Source organism: Pseudarthrobacter sp. 05T312 (genome assembly GCF_056396685.1).
In genome coordinates, this window is record NZ_JBFTLY010000012.1 from 17289 (window position 1) to 36267 (window position 18979).

General features: G+C 68.7%; 18 protein-coding genes. 11 read left to right on the forward strand and 7 right to left on the reverse strand.

What is annotated here, in order from left to right; genetic code table 11:
- Positions 1 to 28: 28 nt before the first annotated feature.
- Entirely contained in the window at positions 29 to 706 is a 678-nt protein-coding gene (locus tag AC1DIP_RS15000) for a Crp/Fnr family transcriptional regulator (protein WP_011775987.1), read from the reverse strand.
- A 196-nt stretch (positions 707 to 902) separates the two neighbouring features.
- Between AC1DIP_RS15000 and AC1DIP_RS15005 the strand changes: the two genes are divergently transcribed.
- Positions 903 to 2087, forward strand: a complete 1185-nt coding sequence (locus AC1DIP_RS15005) for a MarP family serine protease (protein ID WP_477734194.1) — start codon at positions 903 to 905, stop codon at positions 2085 to 2087.
- Positions 2088 to 2097: 10 nt separating this feature from the next.
- Here AC1DIP_RS15005 and aroQ read toward each other — a convergent pair whose 3' ends face one another.
- The 3 genes from aroQ to acs all read right to left on the reverse strand — a co-directional run bounded on the left by aroQ (position 2098) and on the right by acs (position 5517).
- Positions 2098 to 2562: a type II 3-dehydroquinate dehydratase gene (gene aroQ / locus AC1DIP_RS15010; protein WP_476207186.1), complete on the reverse strand. Its 465-nt coding sequence runs from the start codon at positions 2560 to 2562 to the stop codon at positions 2098 to 2100.
- Positions 2563 to 2641: 79 nt separating this feature from the next.
- Positions 2642 to 3403: a DeoR/GlpR family DNA-binding transcription regulator gene (locus tag AC1DIP_RS15015; protein ID WP_477734195.1), complete on the reverse strand. Its 762-nt coding sequence runs from the start codon at positions 3401 to 3403 to the stop codon at positions 2642 to 2644.
- A 95-nt stretch (positions 3404 to 3498) separates the two neighbouring features.
- Positions 3499 to 5517, reverse strand: coding sequence for an acetate--CoA ligase (acs, locus tag AC1DIP_RS15020; protein WP_477734196.1), 2019 nt, complete (start codon positions 5515 to 5517; stop codon positions 3499 to 3501).
- A 407-nt stretch (positions 5518 to 5924) separates the two neighbouring features.
- On the opposite strand from acs, the gene AC1DIP_RS15025 reads away from it, so the two are divergent.
- The 3 genes from AC1DIP_RS15025 to AC1DIP_RS15035 are packed head-to-tail and all read left to right on the forward strand — an operon-like array spanning position 5925 to position 8883.
- Positions 5925 to 7370: a reticulon family protein gene (locus AC1DIP_RS15025; RefSeq protein ID WP_476207180.1), complete on the forward strand. Its 1446-nt coding sequence runs from the start codon at positions 5925 to 5927 to the stop codon at positions 7368 to 7370.
- A 44-nt stretch (positions 7371 to 7414) separates the two neighbouring features.
- Entirely contained in the window at positions 7415 to 8209 is a 795-nt protein-coding gene (gene nth / locus AC1DIP_RS15030) for an endonuclease III (protein ID WP_476207178.1), read from the forward strand.
- Positions 8206 to 8883: an NUDIX domain-containing protein gene (locus tag AC1DIP_RS15035; RefSeq protein ID WP_476207176.1), complete on the forward strand. Its 678-nt coding sequence runs from the start codon at positions 8206 to 8208 to the stop codon at positions 8881 to 8883. Before nth ends, AC1DIP_RS15035 begins: the two co-directional genes overlap by 4 nt.
- 16 nt (positions 8884 to 8899) lie before the next feature.
- On the opposite strand, the gene AC1DIP_RS15040 is transcribed toward AC1DIP_RS15035, so the two are convergent.
- Entirely contained in the window at positions 8900 to 9088 is a 189-nt protein-coding gene (locus AC1DIP_RS15040; RefSeq protein WP_476207174.1) for a DUF1508 domain-containing protein, read from the reverse strand.
- A gap of 161 nt (positions 9089 to 9249) precedes the next feature.
- The gene (locus AC1DIP_RS15045) at positions 9250 to 10989 is read right to left on the reverse strand and encodes a bifunctional 3'-5' exonuclease/DNA polymerase (RefSeq protein WP_476207173.1); all 1740 of its coding nucleotides are present in this window, start codon (positions 10987 to 10989) and stop codon (positions 9250 to 9252) included.
- 281 nt (positions 10990 to 11270) lie between these two features.
- On the opposite strand from AC1DIP_RS15045, the gene ssd reads away from it, so the two are divergent.
- From ssd to AC1DIP_RS15080, 7 genes are all read left to right on the forward strand, one after another.
- Positions 11271 to 12311 carry a septum site-determining protein Ssd gene (gene ssd, locus AC1DIP_RS15050; protein ID WP_477734250.1) on the forward strand — a complete coding sequence of 347 codons (1041 nt, stop codon included), beginning with the start codon at positions 11271 to 11273 and terminating at the stop codon, positions 12309 to 12311.
- Entirely contained in the window at positions 12308 to 13609 is a 1302-nt protein-coding gene (locus AC1DIP_RS15055) for a TadA family conjugal transfer-associated ATPase (protein WP_477734197.1), read from the forward strand. Before ssd ends, AC1DIP_RS15055 begins: the two co-directional genes overlap by 4 nt.
- A complete protein-coding gene (locus AC1DIP_RS15060) occupies positions 13606 to 14448 on the forward strand; it encodes a type II secretion system F family protein (RefSeq protein ID WP_477734198.1) in 843 nt (280 codons plus the stop codon). Before AC1DIP_RS15055 ends, AC1DIP_RS15060 begins: the two co-directional genes overlap by 4 nt.
- Positions 14445 to 15053, forward strand: a complete 609-nt coding sequence (locus AC1DIP_RS15065) for a type II secretion system F family protein (protein ID WP_477734199.1) — start codon at positions 14445 to 14447, stop codon at positions 15051 to 15053. The genes AC1DIP_RS15060 and AC1DIP_RS15065 overlap by 4 nt, the downstream gene beginning before the upstream one ends.
- A gap of 151 nt (positions 15054 to 15204) precedes the next feature.
- Positions 15205 to 15675 (forward strand): DUF4244 domain-containing protein, encoded by a 471-nt coding sequence (locus tag AC1DIP_RS15070; RefSeq protein ID WP_477734200.1) that lies wholly within the window; start codon positions 15205 to 15207, stop codon positions 15673 to 15675.
- Positions 15672 to 16169: a TadE family type IV pilus minor pilin gene (locus tag AC1DIP_RS15075; protein WP_477734201.1), complete on the forward strand. Its 498-nt coding sequence runs from the start codon at positions 15672 to 15674 to the stop codon at positions 16167 to 16169. Before AC1DIP_RS15070 ends, AC1DIP_RS15075 begins: the two co-directional genes overlap by 4 nt.
- The gene (locus AC1DIP_RS15080) at positions 16169 to 16525 is read left to right on the forward strand and encodes an Rv3654c family TadE-like protein (protein ID WP_476207165.1); all 357 of its coding nucleotides are present in this window, start codon (positions 16169 to 16171) and stop codon (positions 16523 to 16525) included. The genes AC1DIP_RS15075 and AC1DIP_RS15080 overlap by 1 nt, the downstream gene beginning before the upstream one ends.
- 22 nt (positions 16526 to 16547) lie before the next feature.
- On the opposite strand, the gene AC1DIP_RS15085 is transcribed toward AC1DIP_RS15080, so the two are convergent.
- A complete protein-coding gene (locus AC1DIP_RS15085) occupies positions 16548 to 18923 on the reverse strand; it encodes a DEAD/DEAH box helicase (RefSeq protein ID WP_477734202.1) in 2376 nt (791 codons plus the stop codon).
- Positions 18924 to 18979 lie beyond the last annotated feature (56 nt).

Genomic DNA, 18979 nt, shown 5'->3' on the forward strand with positions numbered 1-18979 from the left:
CCCGTGGGGCGGCCTTTTTTATATGGTCCTAGCGGGAGCGCTGGCGGAGGCGCTGCATGTCCAGGATGACCACCGCGCGGGCCTCGAGCCGGAGCCAGCCACGCTGGACGAACTCGGCCAGGGCCTTGTTGACGGTTTCGCGGGAAGCGCCCACCAGTTGCGCCAGTTCCTCCTGCGTGAGCTCGTGTGCCACCAGGACGCCGTCCGTGGCCGGGCGGCCGAAGCGGTCCGCAAGGTCCAGCAGGGCCTTGGCCACGCGGCCCGGGACGTCGGAGAAGACGAGGTCCGAGAGGGAGTCGTTGGTGCGCCGCAGTCGGCGGGCCAGGGCCTGCAGCAGCTGGGCCGAGACCTCGGGGCGGGTGCGCAGCAGGGCGTTCAGGCTCTCGTTCTTGAGCCCGGCCAGCCGGGTTTCGGACACCGCGGTGGCGGTGGCCGTGCGGGGGCTGGGGTCGAACAGGGCCATCTCGCCGAAGAGCTCGCCCGGGCCGAGGATGGCCAGGAGCGACTCGCGGCCGTCCGGGGACGTGCGGCCGAGCTTCACCTTGCCGGAGACGATGAAGTACAGCTGGTCACCCTGGTCGCCTTCGCGGAACACTGATGCACCGCGGGAAAGGTCCACCTCGGTGAGCTCGTCCGTCAGCAGCCGGAATGCGTCGTCGTCGAGCGTGGCGAAAAGGGGTGCTCGGCGCAGTACCTCGATGTCCATGAAATCTCCTGAGTAAAAGTATCGGCTGTGGGCGCTTTTGCCATTGTTTCAGAATTTTCAAGGTTCTGTGACGAACTTGGCACGGGAAACACGGGCGGGCTGGCCGCAGCCGGTCTTCCGCAGGCCGCGGCAGCCCACAGAAGATTGTCAGCGTCCGCCACTAGAATGGGGGTTCAACTGTAAATAAGGAGCCTTTGTGGTCGGCCTGACTGTCCTGGACATTGTCCTGATCCTGGCGCTGCTGTCATACCTGATCTATGGCTTCCGCAATGGGTTCCTGGTCACTGTCGGCGGCCTTGTGGGCTTTGCTGCCGGCGCCATCGCCGCGTTCTTTGCCGTCCCCCTGGTCAGCACGTTCGTTGAGGACTCCGGGTGGAGGCTCACTGCGATCATCGCTGCCGCCGTCGTCCTGATGGCGTTGGGGCACGGCCTGGGAACCATGGTGGGGCGCCAACTCCGCGGCGTGGTGCGGATCCGGCCCCTGCGGGCGGTGGACCGGCTCGTGGGCGGGGCGCTGAACCTCGTGGTCTCCGCCCTGGTGATGTCCATGCTGGCGTTCAGCGTCAGTTCACTCGGCGTGCCCGTTGTGTCCCAGCAGTTGGCCGAATCCAAAGTCATCCGCTTCATCGACGGGCTGACGCCCACACCGGTCAAGGCCACCATGGCGGAGCTGCGGTCCACGGTGATCGGCAACGGCATTCCCACCCTGCTGGAAGGGCTGGACCAGGGCCAGGCGGTCCAGGTGCCGAACACCAGCACGAATACGCCCGCGCTTAACAAAGCTGCCCAGTCCGTGCTGAGGATTGCCGGCACTGCCTATGAGTGCGGGCAGAACCAGACCGGCAGCGGGTTTGTCGTCTCAGAGGACCGGGTGGTCACCAACGCGCACGTGGTTGCCGGCGTGTCGCAGCCGGTGGTGGAAATGCCCGACGGCGGCGCGATGCCCGGACGGGTGGTCTACTTCGACACCCGGCGCGACCTTGCAGTCTTGGCCGTGGACAACCTGCCCTCGCAGCCGTTGCAGTTGAGCCGCGACCTGCCCGGCGGAAGCCAGGCCGCGTTCGCCGGGTACCCGCACGGCGGTCCGTTCCAGTCCAAGCCGGCCACCGTCCAGGACATTGCCACGGTCCTGGTTCCCGACATCTACGGCAACAATCCCTCTCCGGAGGACATCTACCGCCTTGCCGGTGACGTCCAGCCGGGAAATTCCGGTGGCCCGCTGCTCACCACGGACGGCCAGGTGGCAGGAGTGGTCTTCGCCAAGGCAACCTCGGACGCCGAGGTGGGGTTCGCCATCACCATGGGTGACCTGGACCCGGTAGCCGAGCAAGCGCCGTCGCTGTCCTCACCGGTTTCCTCGGGACAGTGCATCAAGAAGTAGTCTTTTCCGGCTACAGGACCTCTGCCAGGTAGTCGATGGCGAGTTTGTAGCCAAACACTCCCGCGCCCACAATCACTGCCGCGCATACAGGCGACAGGTAGGAGTGGTGCCGGAATTCCTCCCGCTGGTGCACATTGGTGATGTGAACCTCGACGGCGGGAAGCTGCACGGCTGCCAGGGCGTCACGAAGTGCCACGGAGGTGTGCGTGAAGGCGCCCGCGTTCAGGACGATTCCCACGGCGGTATCCCGGGCCGCATGGATGGCGTCCAGCAGGACGCCTTCATGGTTGGACTGGACGCACTCCACGGCGAAACCGTGGTTCTTCCCGGCGGCGGCAGCCAGCTGTTCCACGTCGGCGAGGGTGGAGGTGCCGTACTTTTGCGGCTCCCGCGTACCCAGCATGTTTAGGTTGGGGCCATTGATTACGAGGATGGTGCCGCGGCCGGCTGCGACAGTGGAGGAGGCTTCAGTCATGCCTGCAAATCTATCGGTTGGCCCTCCCCGCCGCGCATTCTTACGAAGTATGCGGACTGCGGGCTCCAGAATTGATGGGCTATACGGGGACCACGCGCAGCTTCGAACGTTCGCCCAGGACGCGCCGGGCCTCGGCGCTGAGGCCGTCATCGCTGATGACCTCGTCCACATCATCAAATGCGGCGATGGAGCTGATACCCAACATGCCCCACTTGGTATGGTCAGCCAGAACCACAGTCCGGCGGGCGGCTGCCACGAAAGCGCGGTCGGTCTCGGCCTCGAGCAGGTTTGGCGTGGTGAACCCGGCGTGGGCATCCATGCCGTGGACGCCCAGGAAAAGGACATCAAGGTGCAGCTGCTTGAGGGCTGCCGTGGCGATGGGCCCGACCAGGGCGTCCGACGGCGTGCGTTCGCCGCCGATCAGGATCACGGTGGACCCGCCGGGGTGGAAGAGGTCGGCAATCCGCATCGAGTTGGTCACCACGGTAATGCGGGGACCCTCGGCCAGCTCCCGGGCCAGTGCCCACGTCGTGGTGCCGGCGCCTAACCCAACCGCCATGCCCTCATGGACCAGGGCCGCCGCTTCCACGGCAATGGCCCTTTTCTCCGCGGTCAACTGCGTGGACTTCAGCTCGAAGCCCGGTTCATGCGTGCTGGCGTCCCCGGGCAGTTTCGCGCCGCCGTGGATGCGCTCCAGCTTCCCGCCCTCTTCGAGCTGCTCAATGTCCCGGCGCACGGTCATCAAGGACACGCCCAGCTGCGCGGCCAGGTCCGAAATCCGCACCACCCGCTCCCGCTGGACAGCATCCACGATGGCCTGGTGTCGGGCGGCTGCAAGCATGTGAACGGGTTCCTTCATCGGGGATACAGGTTTGCTCCCAGCATACGGCGACGGCGCCGCCCGGGGAGGGCGGCGCCGTCGTCTAACTGATGCGACTACTTCCGGAGTGACGCGGCGATCTGCTGCATGATGGTCGGGTCCGACAGGGTGGTGGCGTCGCCCGGGTCGCGGCCTTCGGCGACGTCCTTGAGCAGGCGGCGCATGATCTTCCCCGAGCGGGTCTTGGGCAATTCCGGCACCACCAGGATGTTTTTCGGCTTGGCGATGGGGCCGATTTCCTTGCCCACGTGGTTGCGGAGTTCCTGGACGGTGGCGTCGCCATTGTTCGCGGCGTCGCCCCGGAGGATGACAAACGCGACGACGGCCTGGCCGGTGGTTTCGTCCGTGGCACCCACGACGGCGGCCTCCGCCACGGCGGGGTGGCTCACCAGTGCGGACTCGATCTCCGTGGTGGAGAGCCGGTGCCCGGAAACGTTCATGACGTCATCCACCCGGCCCAGCAGCCAGATATCGCCGTCTTCGTCCCGCTTGGCGCCGTCGCCGGCGAAGTACATGTTCTCGAACCGGGACCAGTAAGTGTCCTTGAAGCGCTCCGGGTCACCCCAGATACCGCGCAGCATGGAGGGCCATGGCTCGCGGATCACCAGGAAACCGCCGTGCCCGTTCGGGACGGACTCGCCCATTTCGTCGACGACGTCCACGGCGATGCCGGGCAGCGGCACCTGTGCCGAACCGGGCTTGGTGGCGGTGACGCCGGGCAGCGGGGCGATCATCTGGGCGCCGGTTTCGGTCTGCCACCACGTATCAACGATGGGTGCCTTGTCGCCGCCGATGACCTTGCGGTACCACATCCAGGCTTCGGGGTTGATCGGTTCGCCCACCGAGCCCAGTACGCGGAGCGAGGAGAGGTCGTACTTCGCCGGGATCTCCGAGCCCCACTTCATGAAGGTGCGGATGGCCGTGGGGGCGGTGTAGAGGATGGAGACCTTGTACTTTTCCACGATCTCCCACCAGCGGCCCTGGTGCGGGGAGTCCGGGGTGCCTTCGTACATGACCTGGCTGGCACCGTTGATGAGCGGCGCGTAGGCGACGTACGAGTGGCCGGTGACCCAGCCGACGTCGGCCGTGCACCAGTAGACGTCCGTCTCAGGGTGGAGGTCGAAGACTGCCTTGTGTGTGTAGGCCGCCTGGGTGAGGTACCCGCCGGTGGTGTGCAGGATGCCCTTGGGCTTGCCGGTGGTCCCGGAGGTGTAAAGGATGTAGAGCGGGTGCTCGGAGTCGTGGCCGACGGCAGTGTGCTCGGCGGACGCGGTGTCCACGGTGTCTGCCCACCAGTGGTCCCGGCCCTCGGTCCAGTCCACGTCCTGGCCGTTGCGCTTGACCACCACCACGTTCTGTACCGTGTGGCCGTCGTGGGCCAGGGCGTCGTCGACGGCGGCCTTGAGGGGGCTGGGCTTGTCGCGCCGGTAGGTGCCGTCCGCGGTGACCACGAGCTTGGCCTCGGCGTCATCGATCCGCGAACGCAGTGCTTCTGCGGAGAAACCGCCGAACACTACCGAGTGGACCGCGCCGATCCGGGCGCAGGCCAGCAAGGTGATCACGGCCTCCGGGATCATGGGCAGGTAAACCGCCACGCGGTCGCCCTTGGCCACGCCCAGGGACTCGAACGCGTTGGCTGCCTTCTTCACTTCTTCGGTGAGCTGCGCGTAGGTGTAGGTCCGCGTATCGCCGGGTTCGCCCTCGAAGAAGATGGCCACCCGGTCGCCGTTGCCAGCTTCGACGTGCCGGTCCAGGGCGTTGTAGGCGGCATTGAGTTCGCCGCCCACAAACCACTTGGCGAAGGGGGGATCGGACCAGTCCAGGGCCTGCGTGAAGTCCTTGTTCCAGGTCAGCAGTTCCCGCGCCTTTTTGGCCCAAAACGCCGGCCGGTCAGCGTCCGCTTCTCCGTACTCGGAGGCGGTAACGACGGCGTCGGCCGCGAACTCAGGGGAGGGCGGGAAGGCCCGGGTTTCGTGCAGCAGGTTCGCGAAGGCATCGCCCTGGTGGCCCTGGTCCGCCGGCTGGGCGGAAGCTGAAGGAACGGTGGCCGTGGAGCTGGGGGTGTCCTGGGACATGTGAACCTCATCATTCATCGATCGTCGCCGCGCGGAACGCCGCCTGCGCAGGGCCCTCCGTTCGCACGGCACTGGGCGCCAGCCGGGCGGACGTACCGCAAAGAGCTGTTCCGCAACCTAGCCTAATGCTTGCCGCGCACGCCCTGTGCTCCCCGTCACAAACGCGACCATGAGCGGCATTTTTTAAGCGGTGAATGGCGTCTTCGTTACTTGCCGTGGTCCCCTGCGGGCCTGCTCCAGCTAGTGATCAGCCAGGCTGTTGACTAGGCTGAGATGGAATTGTGACTTCACTTTGGGCCGCCCCGGCCAGGCATAAACAGTGCCCGGCCGGGGCAGGGCCGCATGTCAAGACGGCACAGTTTTCGGGTCCGGACCGGGCCCGGTGCCGCCACGCTAAGGAGAGCAGAATGAACCAGCAGAGCTTCGGCCAGCGAACGGCCCCGGACACCGGGTCAGGTCCCGGAGGCTCCGGATCCGCCGCCGGGGGACCAGGGCACCCTGCCCCCGCCGGCAACGCGGCAACGGGACAGGCTGCCGGACCCAAGGCTGCCTCCGGAAAGATCGACCCCAACGCCCACCAGGCGGTTCTGGGCCCGTTCACCGTGCGGGACCTCGCTGTCTTTGCCGGCACGCTGATCCTGTTCGTCGCGTCCCTGCTGCCCCTCTTCGGTACCCGCTACAACCTGTGGAACCTGAACAACCTGTTCTTCCTGGGGCTGGGCATCATCCTGCCGTTGATCGCCAGTGCACTCTTCGCCGCGCGCAGGCTCGCCCCCGCCACGAAGATACGCGTGGGTTCGCTCTCAATTGACCAGTTCGCCTCCGTGGTGGCCTCCTTCGCCGTGGCTTTCTTCTTCCTGTCCGTTGCGGGCGGCTATGTGACCAGCCTGCTGGTGGGCCTGATCGGCTCCCTGGTCCTGTTCGTTGCCACGGTGCTGGGCCGTTTCGTGCCCTATCTGTCCGGTGATTTCAAGGACCGGCCCGAGATGCCGGCGCATGTCGTGGCCCGGGAAGCCGCGGTCCCGGCCCGGAAGCCGCGGGCCCCTAAAGCGCCCAAGCCGGAGACCGGCGCCAACCAGTCCAAGGCCGGCTTCAAGGGCGCCGGCATCTTCGGGGGTGCCGGTGCCGGTTCCTCGGCGGTCCAGCCTGGATCTGCCAGCCCGAGCCCTGAACCTGCGAAGCCTGAACCTGTCCGCTCGGCACATGCGCCCGCCACCGCTGCCGTTCCGGTGGCCGCCGCCGGGACATCAAACCCGGGAACCGCCGGAGCCGCAGCTGCCGCCGCAGGAGCCGGTGCCGCGGCCGCCGCATCCGGTGCCCACGGGCCTGCCGGGTCCGCATCGACCGCGCCCGCCCGCGAAGCTTCCGAACGGACCCCTGAAGTGGAGGCCGGGCCGCCCACCCAGGCAGCCGACGTCGTCCGCCCTGCCCCTGAAGTGGAGGCCGGGCCGCCCACCCAGGCAGCCGACGTCGTTCGTCCTGCCCCTGTGCCGGATGCCGGCGAGACCCGGCACGCGGACATTCCTGCGGCCAATGCCCCCCAGGCGGCGTGGGAGCCGCCCGCTGCCACCGCGGTACACCAGCAGGTCCGGTCCGAACAGCCCATCGGGGCAACGGTGGACCCGGCAAGCCGCCACGATGACACCGACGGGCAGCCGATCCACGAGGCCTTTTGGTTCGCCGTGGCCCAGCACCGCACCGCGTTCGATCCCCGCACCGGAGCGCCCGCCTTCGTGATCGAGCCCGGTGGCTGGGTGCTGGCGCTCGAGGACCGCGGCCACGAGTTCCTGGTGCAGCACACTGACGGACGGCTGGGCGTCCTGCGCGACCTCAGCAACATCGAGCGCGGCTGACACCGGTGGCCGGGGCCCGCACCAAGACCGGCCAGGCCACGGGGATGCCCGTGGTCTCATCCGAATCAGTCCTCGCGCTGAAGCGGAGGGCGCGGCGCATCCATAGGGCCCTGGCCGAGAAATACCCGTACGCCCACGCGGAACTGGACTTCCGGAACCCGTTCGAACTGCTCGTGGCCACTGTCCTGTCCGCCCAGACCACCGACGTCACGGTCAACCAGGTCACCAAGGTGCTGTTCGCGCGCTGGCCTGATGCACGGGCACTGGCAGAGGCGGATCCCACGGAGCTTGAGGCCATCCTCAAACCCACCGGGTTCTTCCGTGCCAAGGCGAAGAACGTCCAGGCCCTGTGCACGCGGCTGGTGGACGAGTTCGACGGCGAGGTTCCGGGCCGGATGGAGGAACTGGTCACGCTGCCCGGGGTAGGGCGCAAGACGGCCAACGTGGTGCTCGCCAACGCTTTCGGCGTCCCGGGCATCTCGGTGGACACCCACTTTGCCCGGCTGGCCAAGCGGTTTGGCTGGACGCAGTCAGAGGATCCCGTGCAGATCGAACAGGACGTGGCGGAGCTGTTCGAGCGCAGGGACTGGACCATGCTGTCCCACCGGGTGATTTTCCATGGCCGCCGCGTCTGCCACGCCCGGAAACCCGCCTGCGGCGCCTGTCCCGTTGCCACCTGGTGCCCCAGCTACGGGCTGGGCGAAACCGACCCCGCCAAGGCAGCCAAGCTCCTCAAATACGAACTGGCCCCCGGCAGCGAGGAGCTGCTGGAGCGGTACCTGGCAGAGCAGCACCGTGCCGCGGAAATCCGGATGGCTTCCCAAAAGAGGACCCCGTGAGCGCACGCGAAGACCTCGCCGAGCTGGTGCGGCGCGCCGAAACCGGAACGGCCGGACCTCCTGATCCGCGCTGGGCGGCGTTGACCGTTGATGCGGCACGTGCCCGCAGGGCTGCAGTCCTGATGCTCTTCGGCGTCCTTGACGACGTCCCCGCTGTATCCGGCAAACCGCTCGCCCCGGCGGACCTCGACGTCCTGCTCCTGGAACGCGCCCACACGCTGGGCTCCCACCCCGGCCAGGTGGCCTTTCCCGGCGGCGGGATCGACAAGGGCGAAACCCCGGTAGCGGCTGCGCTTCGGGAAGCCGAAGAGGAAACAGGGCTCGATGCCGGCGGAGTTGAAGTTCTCGGAACACTCCAGGAACTGGGCCTGGCATACAGCAACTTCCTGGTGACGCCAGTCCTCGGGTGGTGGCACGCGCCCTCACCGGTCCGCGTGGTGGATTACGGGGAATCCGCGCAGGTGTTCCGGGTGCCGGTCCGGGACCTGCTGGACCCGGACAACCGGGTGATGGCCACGGTCCACCGCGCGGGCCGCACCTTCGACAGTCCCGCGTTCACCGTAAATGGCGTGGTGGTGTGGGGTTTCACCGGCATTGTGCTGAGCGGCCTCTTCGACCAGTTGGGCTGGTCGGTTCCCTGGGACCGGAACCGGCTCCATCCGATGGGTGTCTAGGGGGGTATCCGGGGCCTCAGGCCCGCCGGCGCAGATCCACCACGATTCCGGTGGCCGCGTTCTCCCGCATCGCCTTGATGCCGTCGCGCAGCATGGCCAGGGACTTGAACGTCGGTGAAAAAGCAACGGTGTTGCCCTCGGCGTCGGTGAGCCGCAGCCGGTACGAATCGTCGTCTGCGCGGTGTATTTCAAATCTTCCCGCCATGGACGGGGACCTCCCTGGTATGCGTCGTTGCATCAGCGTGTGGACCGGTCTGTTTCAGTCACCGCTTTCGACTGTAACCTCCGCCACCGCACCCGTCGACCTACTGCCGGGTAGGTTACCTTGCGTCTCGTTGGCAGGATTTTCAGGACCCGCGGGACCTGCTATTTGGCCAGGTCGTAGGAGTCGACGACAGCGAGGCTTACCGGGAACTCCACCGGGATCCGCCCGAACAACAGCTCCTTCGCCGCCACGGCTGATTCCTCAATGGCTGCGATGCAGGCGTCCACCCTGTCCGCGGGTGCATGCACCATCACCTCATCGTGCAGGAAGAAGACCAACTCGGCCCGGACAGGGCCGCCGCCGCTGGCGCCGGTTCCCGCCGTCGCCAAGGTGCGCAGGCGCCGTCGTAATTCCGCGAGCCAGCATGCCGCCCAATCCGCTGCGGAGCCCTGGACCACGAAATTCCGGGTGAAGCGCCCGCGGGACCGGGCGATGGACTCTGCCCGCCGCTGCTCTTCGGCGGTGGTGGAGCGCTGGCTCAGGAACCACCGCTCCGAGGGCGGCGGGCTGCTGCGGCCCAGCCGGGTGGTCACCGTTCCACCGGCTTCACCCGCCCGCGCCGCACGCTCCACAAAGTCGACGGCGCGCGGATAGGTGCGCGCCAGCTGCGGCATCAGGCGGCCTGCCTCACCGGAGGTTGCCCCGTACATGGCGCCCAGCAGTGCCATCTTCGCTTTGGCCCGGTCCCCGCCGAAGCCCTTGGCGGCGATGCCGGCATATAAGTCCTGGTCCCGTGCCGCCTCGGCCATGGTGGAATCCTGGGCCAGGGCCACCAGGACACGAGGTTCCAGTTGCGAGGCGTCCGCGACGATCAGTTTGTGGCCCGGATCTGCATGCACCGCACCGCGGACCTGGCGCGGGATTTGCAGTGCGCCTCCGCCCCGGGAGGCCCAGCGTCCGGAAACCACTCCGCCCACCACATACTCGGGGCGGAACCGTCCGCCGTCCACCCAGACGTCCAGCCAGGACCAGCCGTTGGCCGTGTGGAGGCGGGAAAGCTTCTTGTATTCGAGCAACGGCTCGATGACGGGGTGGCTGGATTCTCGAAGCTCCCATTTCCGGGTGCTCTTCACCTCGATGCCGTTGCGGTGCAGGGCCCGCATCAGGTCCTGCGGCGAATCCGGGTTGAGCCCCGGGGAGTTGAGCAGGGCGCGCAGCTCCGCAGCCAGCGCCTCCAAGCGTTGCGGACGCTGTCCGGCGGGCGGGCGGGGACCCAGGTGGCCCACCAGGATCTGTTCGTGCAGGTCCTCCCGCCACGGGACCCCGGCGTGCTGCATCTCCGCGGCCACCATAGCGGCTGCGGACTCCGCCGCGAGCAGCAACTGCAGGCGGTTCCGGCGGTTCTCCTCTGTCCCCACGGCGGCCAGGGCTCCCTGCTGGGCAGCATACTCGGCGCGGAGTTCATCCAGGGTCCACCCCGGCGCCGGCCCGGCGGCAGGTTCGTCGAACAGCGCGCCCTGGTCGGCAGGGGGACGCGGGGGAAGCAGGGTTTTCGGTGGAAGCAGGGGATCCTCCACCGGAACCCTGTCGGTGTTTTTGGCGTAATCGGTCTGGGCGCTGAACTGCGAAAAGGCCAGGATGTTGCCGCACAGCGTGACGTCGTAGCAGCGCTCCACTTCCACGCCGGCGGCGAGCAGCGCGGGGTACCAGTCCTGGGTCCGGTGCCAGATCCAGCGGGGCGGCTGGCCGCCCGGGCGCCGGGCCTCCAATTCACGGACGACGCCGGCAAGCCCGCCAGGTGCCACCACCCTCGGTTCGGGGTTGGCGGGTAAGGGGTGGCCGGCCTGTGTCAGTTCCTGCAGTGCCGCGCCGCGGGGGTGGGCGGCAAGCAGTAGGTACATGCTCCCATTGTGCCCTGCCGGGAGGGGTTGCTTGGTTGTCCACATAGGGGAGGTTCCCCCTTAACTGGCGTTTGCTGCCGCGGCAGAGTGGCTGCATGAGCAGGCATCAGCTGAATGCAGCGCAACCCGGGCCGGAGCAGGTCCCGGATTCTCTCCGGCGCCCACCGGGCCGGGGATCACCAGCCCGTGCTCCGTCGCAGGACAACGCGGCCGCCGGCGCACCCTGGCTGCCGAACAGTTCCCATCCGAATGGGTCAGCGCCGGACGGTGCGGGGGAAGTGCTGCTGGTTACCTCATCCGCCGTCCTCCGCGCCGAAGTGGAACGCATCGTGGCGGCCGCCGGCTCCCGACTGCGCGCTGTTCCGGACGCGGTGGAGGCCGGACGCTACTGGGACGCCGCCTCAGCAGTCCTGGTGGGCAGCGACGTGCGGGAACTGCCACCACGCCGGCGCACGCCCGCAGTCCTGATAGGCCTGGACGGCGAAGGCGACAGCCTCTGGCACCTCGCGGCCGCCCTGGGTGCCGAACGGGTTGCCGTGCTGCCCGATGCTGCTGCCTGGCTGGCGGACCACCTGAGCCGGTCGCGCTCCCCGGGCCCGGGCGGCCTGGTCCTTGGCATCACGGGTGGTTGCGGCGGGGCAGGGGCCACCACTGCCGCTATTTGGATAGCCCAGGCCGCGGCTGGCCTGGGGGCGCGCGTGCTGCTCGTTGACGGCGACCCCTGGGGCGGGGGCCTTGAACTGGCGCTCGCCGCCGAGGAAACCCCCGGACTGCGCTGGCCGGACCTCGCCGAGGCCAGGGGCAGTATCGACCCCCTCCAACTGGCCGATTCCCTGCCGGTGGCAGGAGGCTTCTCCTTCCTGTCCTGGCCCGCAACCCGGGAACAGCCGTCCCCCGTCGCTGCTGCGGCCGCAGCCGGGGTGCTTGACGCTGGCCGCCGGGGCTATGAGCTGGTGGTCGTGGATGTGGGCAGGGGTTCAGAGCCGCTCCGGACTGTGGCCTGGGACTGCGACCGGATCATGGTGGTGGTGCCGGCACAACTGAAGGCGGCGGTGGCGGCGGTGCGGCTGCTCCAGGAACTCCCGCCGGTGGAAGCAGCCCTGCTGGTGCGTGGCCGGCCCGGTGCAGCACTGGACAGTTCCCTGATCGCCGATGCCGTCGGGCTGCCGGTGCAGGGCCGGATGCCGGAGCTCCGGGCTGTCCCCGGGGCCATGGAGTCGGGCCGGCTGCTGGACTGTGGGAAGCGGCGGGCAATCCGGCATTTCGGCGCCACCGTGCTCGACTGGCTTGGCGAGGACCTGCAGGCGGGGGATGCCGCATGAGGCGCGCGGCCGGTGCCCCTTCGAGTCCCGCCCCCGCCATCGTCAGCCCGGCCGGTCCCGCAGGCCTGGGCGCACGGCGCAGCGCCCGGATCCTGGAGGCAAGCCAGGCCGTCCGCCCGGAGCACGGAAGGGATGGTGCCGGACGTGGCCGGGTCGATTCAGGGCTGTTGGAATCTGTCCGTGACTCAATGATGGCCGAGGCAGGGGCTGTGACCCCCTCCCGCGTCGCTGCGGCCGTCCAGGCCACCGGCAAGCTGCTGGGCACCGCCGGAGCGCTCGCCGCGGTGGAACGGATCAGCGCCGAGCTCAACGGGCTGGGCCCATTGCAGGAGCTCACGCGTGACCCCGCAGTTACAGACATCTTCGTCAACGCCCCCGATTCCGTGTGGGTGGACCGCGGCGCCGGCATTGAACGCGTCCCGGTGGTGTTCGATGGCGAGTCCCAGCTGCGCGCGCTTGCCTGCCGGCTGGTGGCCGCCGGCGGCCGCCGCCTGGATGACGGTTCACCGTGTGTCGATGTCAGGCTTGCCGGCGGCTACCGTGTCCATGCCGTGTTGCCGCCGGTTTCCACGTCCGGGACGCTGCTCAGCATCCGGATCCGCAGGGAGCGCGTCTTCGCCATGGAGGAGCTGCGGACGGGAGGCATGTTCACCCATCGGGTGCAGGACGTGTTGGAACGGATTCTCGAGCGGCGGTTGAGCTTCCTGGTCAGCGGCGCCACAGGATCAGGGAAAACCACGCTGCTGTCTACCCTGCTGGGCCTGTGTTCCCCGGACGAACGGCTGGTCCTGATCGAGGACGCGGCGGAACTCAACCCGGTCCACCCCCACGTTGTGGCCCTCGAATCACGCCATGGGAACCTTGAAGGCGGCGGCGCCGTCGACTTGGGGGAGCTGGTCCGCCAGGCCCTGCGCATGCGCCCTGACAGGCTGGTGGTGGGGGAGTGCCGGGGCGCAGAGGTCCGTGAGCTCCTGACTGCGATGAACACCGGGCACAGCGGCTGCGGCGGAACCATCCATGCGAACACGGCTGCCGCGGTCCCCGCCCGGCTCAACGCGCTGGGAGCACTCGCCGGGCTGGGTCCGGAAGCGGTCCGCCTCCAGGCAGCCAGCGCCCTGGACGTCGTCATCCACGTTGGCAGGACGCCGAGGGGCAGGGAAATCCAGTCCATTGGACTCATTGCCGATGGACCGCAGGGACTGGCCGTGCAGCCGGCGGTGGGGGAATCGGGCGTCCCCGGTCCGGGCTGGCCGGCGCTTGCTGCCCGGCTGGGAATGGATGCCGAGGGTGCCCTGTGACGCTTCTCCTCACCATCCTCCTGTCCTGCGCTGCGCTGTTGCTCTTCAAGCCTCGCCTGGATGCTGCTTCCAGGCTGCGCACGGCAACGGGCCACAGGACCAAAGTGTCCGGCTCCGGGAAGGGACGGGCGTTGCCGTGGGGCAGGGCTGCAGTCGGCCGCGCGCAGGTCCGGAGCCCAGGCCTGACTCTCATCGTGCAGCAGCTGGCGGCGCTGCTGCGGGGCGGCCGGACGCCGGCGCGGCTGTGGGATGAGCTGTGGACGGTTTATGGCACGGGTGACGATGCAAACCGGCGCCCGGGGGACGCACCCCTGCCCGGCGCGGCGCCCTCCGGCTGGGCGCCCTCCGGCTCGGCGCCTTCCGGGCCGGTCCTGACGGCGGGTTCTGCCGCCGTCCTCGCTTCCGCGCGGGCCGCTGCCGCCACCGGGGCACCCGTTTCGGAAACCATCCGCCGGGCAGTATCCACGGCGCTCCCGTCCCGGGGCCGCGACGCAAGGACCTGGCTGGAGCTTGCCGCTTGCTTTGACATTGCCGAGGCGAGCGGTTGTCCGCTCGCCGATGTGCTGACCCGGTTCGCAGCCCAGCTGGAGGCGGAGGATGATGCGGATGCGGCCCGGCAAACAGCCCTCGCCGGTCCCAAGGCAACGGTCCGGCTCCTGACCTGGCTTCCTTTGATGGGCCTTGGACTCGGCGCCGCCCTGGGCGTGGATCCGCTGGCCACCCTGCTGGGGACACCCCTCGGACTGGCCGCGCTGGTCGGCGGGGTGGTCCTCACCGCCGCGGGAAGGGCCTGGTCCGCCAAGCTGGTTGCTGCCGCTGCCGGGCCAGGGACGCCGTGACTACGGGGTGGGTGCCGGGCGTGGCCTTGTTCCTGCTGCTCGCGGCCGGGGCCTGGCTCGCCTGTTCCAGCCAGGCCGTGACGCGTCGGCGGCTGCACCGGCTGTTGCCTGCCGCTGACCGGACCCAGCGGGCGGCAGGTACTAAGAAGGCGTCAGCCCGTGAGGACAGTGGCCTGAAGGACACAGCCATGATGCTCGAGCTTGTGGCCGCGATGCTGGATGCGGGCGCCGGGATTGGCCGGTCCCTCGACCTGGTGGCCACTTCGGCTGCTCCCCGGTACCGGGACTCGCTGCGGCCGGTGGTTTCGGCGCTCGCCATCGGCGCCGACTGGCACACAGCCTGGCGCAGCTCCGCCGTCCGGCTCCCCGAAATCCTGGAGCTGCGGGACGCCCTCGGCTTCGCTGTACTGACAGGTGCACCGTCATCGGCGATCTTGTATGCCCAGGCTGCACGGCTTCGCCGGGAACGCTTCCGGGAGGCCGAAAAGCGCGCCGCTTCACTCGGCGTGAAGCTGGTGATACCCCTGGGCCTTTGCTCGCTGCCGGCCTTCATCTGCCTTGGCGTCGTTCCGGTACTGCTGGCCCTGGTGCCGTCCGGGGCCTAGGCATCCCTTCGCGGCTGCACGTCCCCTCCTCCACAGCGGCGAAGGGGCACGGCTTATCCACTTAGCCCATCCCATCACTTACCGGCAACTGCTGCGCCGGGAAGAGTCAGGAGCGCCGGAACACTGCCGGCATCATCGGAAAGGAAACCAGATGTCCATCAACTACTACTACCGCCGCAACTACTCCGCCGGAACATCCGCTGTGGCCGCTTCCCGGTACGCGCCAACGGGACGAACCGGCAGCCGTGGCCGCGCCTCCGGGAGGCCGTTCGCCTACGCCACCGGATCTGCGGCAGCCGCCTCAGTTCCCGTCGCATTCGATCCGCAGGCACCGGGAACGGGGTTGCCCTCTCGAGCAAACTCGTTGGCGTGGCCTGGCAACGTGGTGGAGCTCTATCCCGGTGCCGGTGCCGGAGCCGGAGCCGGTACCGGAGTTGCTGTCACCAGGGTCCGGCGCAGCGTTCGGCTGTTGGGCTCCGAAGCCGGCATGGCCACGGCCGAATACGCCATCGCTACCCTGGCCGCCGTCGGATTCGCCGGGCTGTTGGTGTTCATCCTCCGCAGCGACGAGGTGCGTGGTTTTCTCCTCAACCTCATCCGCACGGCCTTGGCGCTGCCGTGACGCGTTCGGGAGCAGGGGTACTCACGCCACGGAAGCCACCTGAAGCGGTGGCCTCCATGGCGGCCCGCGTCAACGGGGACCCGGAACCGGCCGACAGGACGGCGAACGCCCGGGGCACAGTAACGGCCGAGTTCGCCGTGGCGCTGCCTGCCGTGCTTGGACTGCTGGCCATGCTGCTGGCCGGGGCGGCCGCGGGCATGACGCAGCTTCGCATCGAAGAGGGAGCCCGGGCCGGCGCCAGGGCCCTGGCACGGGGCGAGGACCCCGCAACGGTGGAACGGACCGTCAGGACGCTCGCCGGCGGTTCGGCAACCGCGTCAGTCTCCGCCGACGCCGGGTGGTTCAATGTCACGGTCACCGACCGGGTCCCGGGCCCACTGGGTTCCTCGATTCCGTGGACCCTCACCGCCCGCGCTTCCACGCGCAGCGAGACTCCAGGGACCGGCGCTGGCGGCGTCGGCGAAGGCACGAGCGATGCCGGGGCCGTCAGGTGATGCAAAGCCCCGCGGATGGCCGTGAACGTGGCTCAGGGACGGTCCTTGCGGCCGGGCTGGCCCTGGTGGTCATCACGGCAATGGCTGTCATGCTGCTGCTTGCGCAGGCTGCGGTGCTCGCCGGCAGGGCCGCAACGGCAGCGGACCTCGCAGCCCTCGCCGGGGCGGACGCCCTCCGCGGCCTCACCACGGGGAACCCCTGCACGGTCGCGGCCGAAGTGGCAGCCCGCCATGCAGCGACGGTAGTGAGCTGCTCCGAGGGTTCGGGACAAACTGTTGAAGTGCTGACTGAGCTCGGCGAACGGCCGCTGCTGGGTGCCGCGACCGGACGGGCCCGGGCAGGTCCTCCGCCATAGGGATGGAGATCCCGTGCCGGGTTCAGCTCCGGGCTTCGAGATCCACCGGAGTGGGTTCAGTGGCGTCCTTGAGCAGCACGTCCAGGAGGGTAACCGCCGCCGCCTTGTCCAGCGGGTTGTTCTTGTTGCCGCATTTAGGGGACTGCACACAGGATGGGCAACCTGCTTCGCATTCGCAGGCCTTGATGGCATCGCGGGTCGCCGCCAGCCAGACCATGGCCTTGTCGAATCCCCGTTCGGCAAAGCCGGCTCCACCGGGGTGCCCGTCATAGACGAATATGGTGGGCACCCCGGTGTCGGCGTGCAGGGCAGTGGACACCCCGCCGATGTCCCACCGGTCGCTGGACGCCACCAGCGGCAGGAGTCCTATGGCGGCGTGCTCCGCAGCGTGCAGGGCCCCCGGGAACTGCGCCTCGATGAGGCCAGCGCCAGTCAGCGAACGGTTGTCGACTACGAACCACACGGCCTTGGTGAAGAGGTCGCGGGCACCCAATTCCAGCGGCTCCTCGCCCAGGACTTCATTGGAAATCAAGGCCTTGCGCTGGAAGGAGACAACCTGGGTGGTCACCTTCACGTCGCCGAAGTGGACGGTCACGTCCCCCCACTGCATGGTCCGCAGGGTCTCCAGGACTTCGATCTGCGTTACGTCCCGGGCGGTCGTGTAGTAGTCCGGGTTGGCCCGGCGGACCATGACGCAGTGGTCGTCCTCGTTCAGGTCCTCCACCACGTAGGTGTCGCCCTGGTGGACATACACCGCACCGGTGTGGGCCTGGTAGTGGGTCTGCGGCGAGTCCATGGTGCCAAGGAGGGATCCGGTCTCGGCGTCGACGATGCTCACGGGGCCGCCGCCGTCCGCCCGGAGGTTGACCATCGCCGCGGCACTTTGCGAGTGGGTCCAGAACCAGCCCGCGGGCCGCCGCCGAAGGTAGCCCTGGGCCACCAGCCGGTCCAGGAGCATTTCAGCGGTAGGCCCAAAGAGGTCCAGCTCGGCCGGGCCCAGCGGAAGTTCGGCCGCCGCCGCGCACAGGTGCGGCCCCAGAACGTAGGGGTTGGAGGGGTCGAAGACCGTTGCCTCCACCGACACGTCGAAGATGGCTTCGGGATGGTTTACCAGGAAGGTGTCCAGGGGGTCGTCGCTGGCCACAAAGGCGGCAATGGCGTCCTGGCCCGCCCGGCCGGCCCTGCCGATCTGCTGGAACAGCGATGCCCGCGTGCCCGGCCAGCCCGCCACCAGGACGGCATCAAGGCCCGAAATATCGATCCCGAGCTCCAATGCGGACGTGCTGGAAACGCCCAGCAGCTGGCCCGACCGCAGGGCTTTCTCCACGGCCCGGCGTTCCTCCGGCAGGTACCCCGAACGGTACGCGGCGACCCGTTGCGGCAGGCTCGGATCGACCTCGTCAAGGAGGCGCTTGGTGATGGCCGAGATGGTCTCTGCTCCGCGGCGGGACTTGATGAAGGCGATGGTGCGGATCCGGGCGGACACCAGGTTGGCCAGCAAGTCCGAGGTTTCCGCCACGGCTGTGCGCCGCTCCTTGGCTCCGTTCTCGCCCCTGACCTCGGTCAGTGCCGGCTCCCAGAATGCCACGGTGGTGGCGCCGTGGGGGGAGCAGTCGCGGGACACTGCTTTGACGGGCGCGCCGATGAGGCGGGAGAAGGAGGCATCGGGCTCGGAAGCGGTCGCTGAGGCGGCAATGAACACCGGTTCTGGGAATGCGGTCCCGGCGCCGTAGTAGGCGCAGATCCGGCGGAGGCGCCGCATCAGGTTGGCCACGTGCGAACCGAACACACCCCGGTAGCTGTGTGCTTCGTCCACGATGACGTAGCGGAGCCGGCGGAAGAAACCGGCCCACCACGCGTGGTTGGGGAGGATGCCAAAGTGCAGCATGTCGGGGTTGGCCAGGATGAAGTTGGCGTGGTCCCGGATCCACCGCCGGGCGGAGGGATCGGTGTCGCCATCGTAGGTTTCCGCCCGGACCGTGGGCAGCTTCAGGGCGCGGATGGCGTTCAGCTGGTCCGCCGCCAGCGCCTTGGTGGGGGAGAGGTAAAGGGTGACGGCGCCGTCGTCGTGGATCTTGCCCGGGTCCGCAAGTACGCGCAGCTCGGACCGGTGGATCGCATCCAGCGCCGGCAGCTGGTACGCCAGGGACTTGCCGGACGCAGTGCCGGTAGCCACCACAACGTGCTGGCCCGAATGCGCGGCATCGGCCGCGTCCACCTGGTGCCGGTACGGTTCGCGGATCCCCAGCGAGCCGTACGCCGCAGCAATATCCGGATGAACCCAATCAGGCCAGGGCGCGTGGACTGCCTCCCGCGCCGGTATGGTGCGGACATGACGCAGCTGCTCCGGTTCCGGGCCGCGGCCCAGCAAGGGAATCAGGGAGTCATGGGGGTTCACCCCACCATTCTTCCATTCGGCACCGGGCCCATGTCCCCGGTTCGCCGACGGGAAAA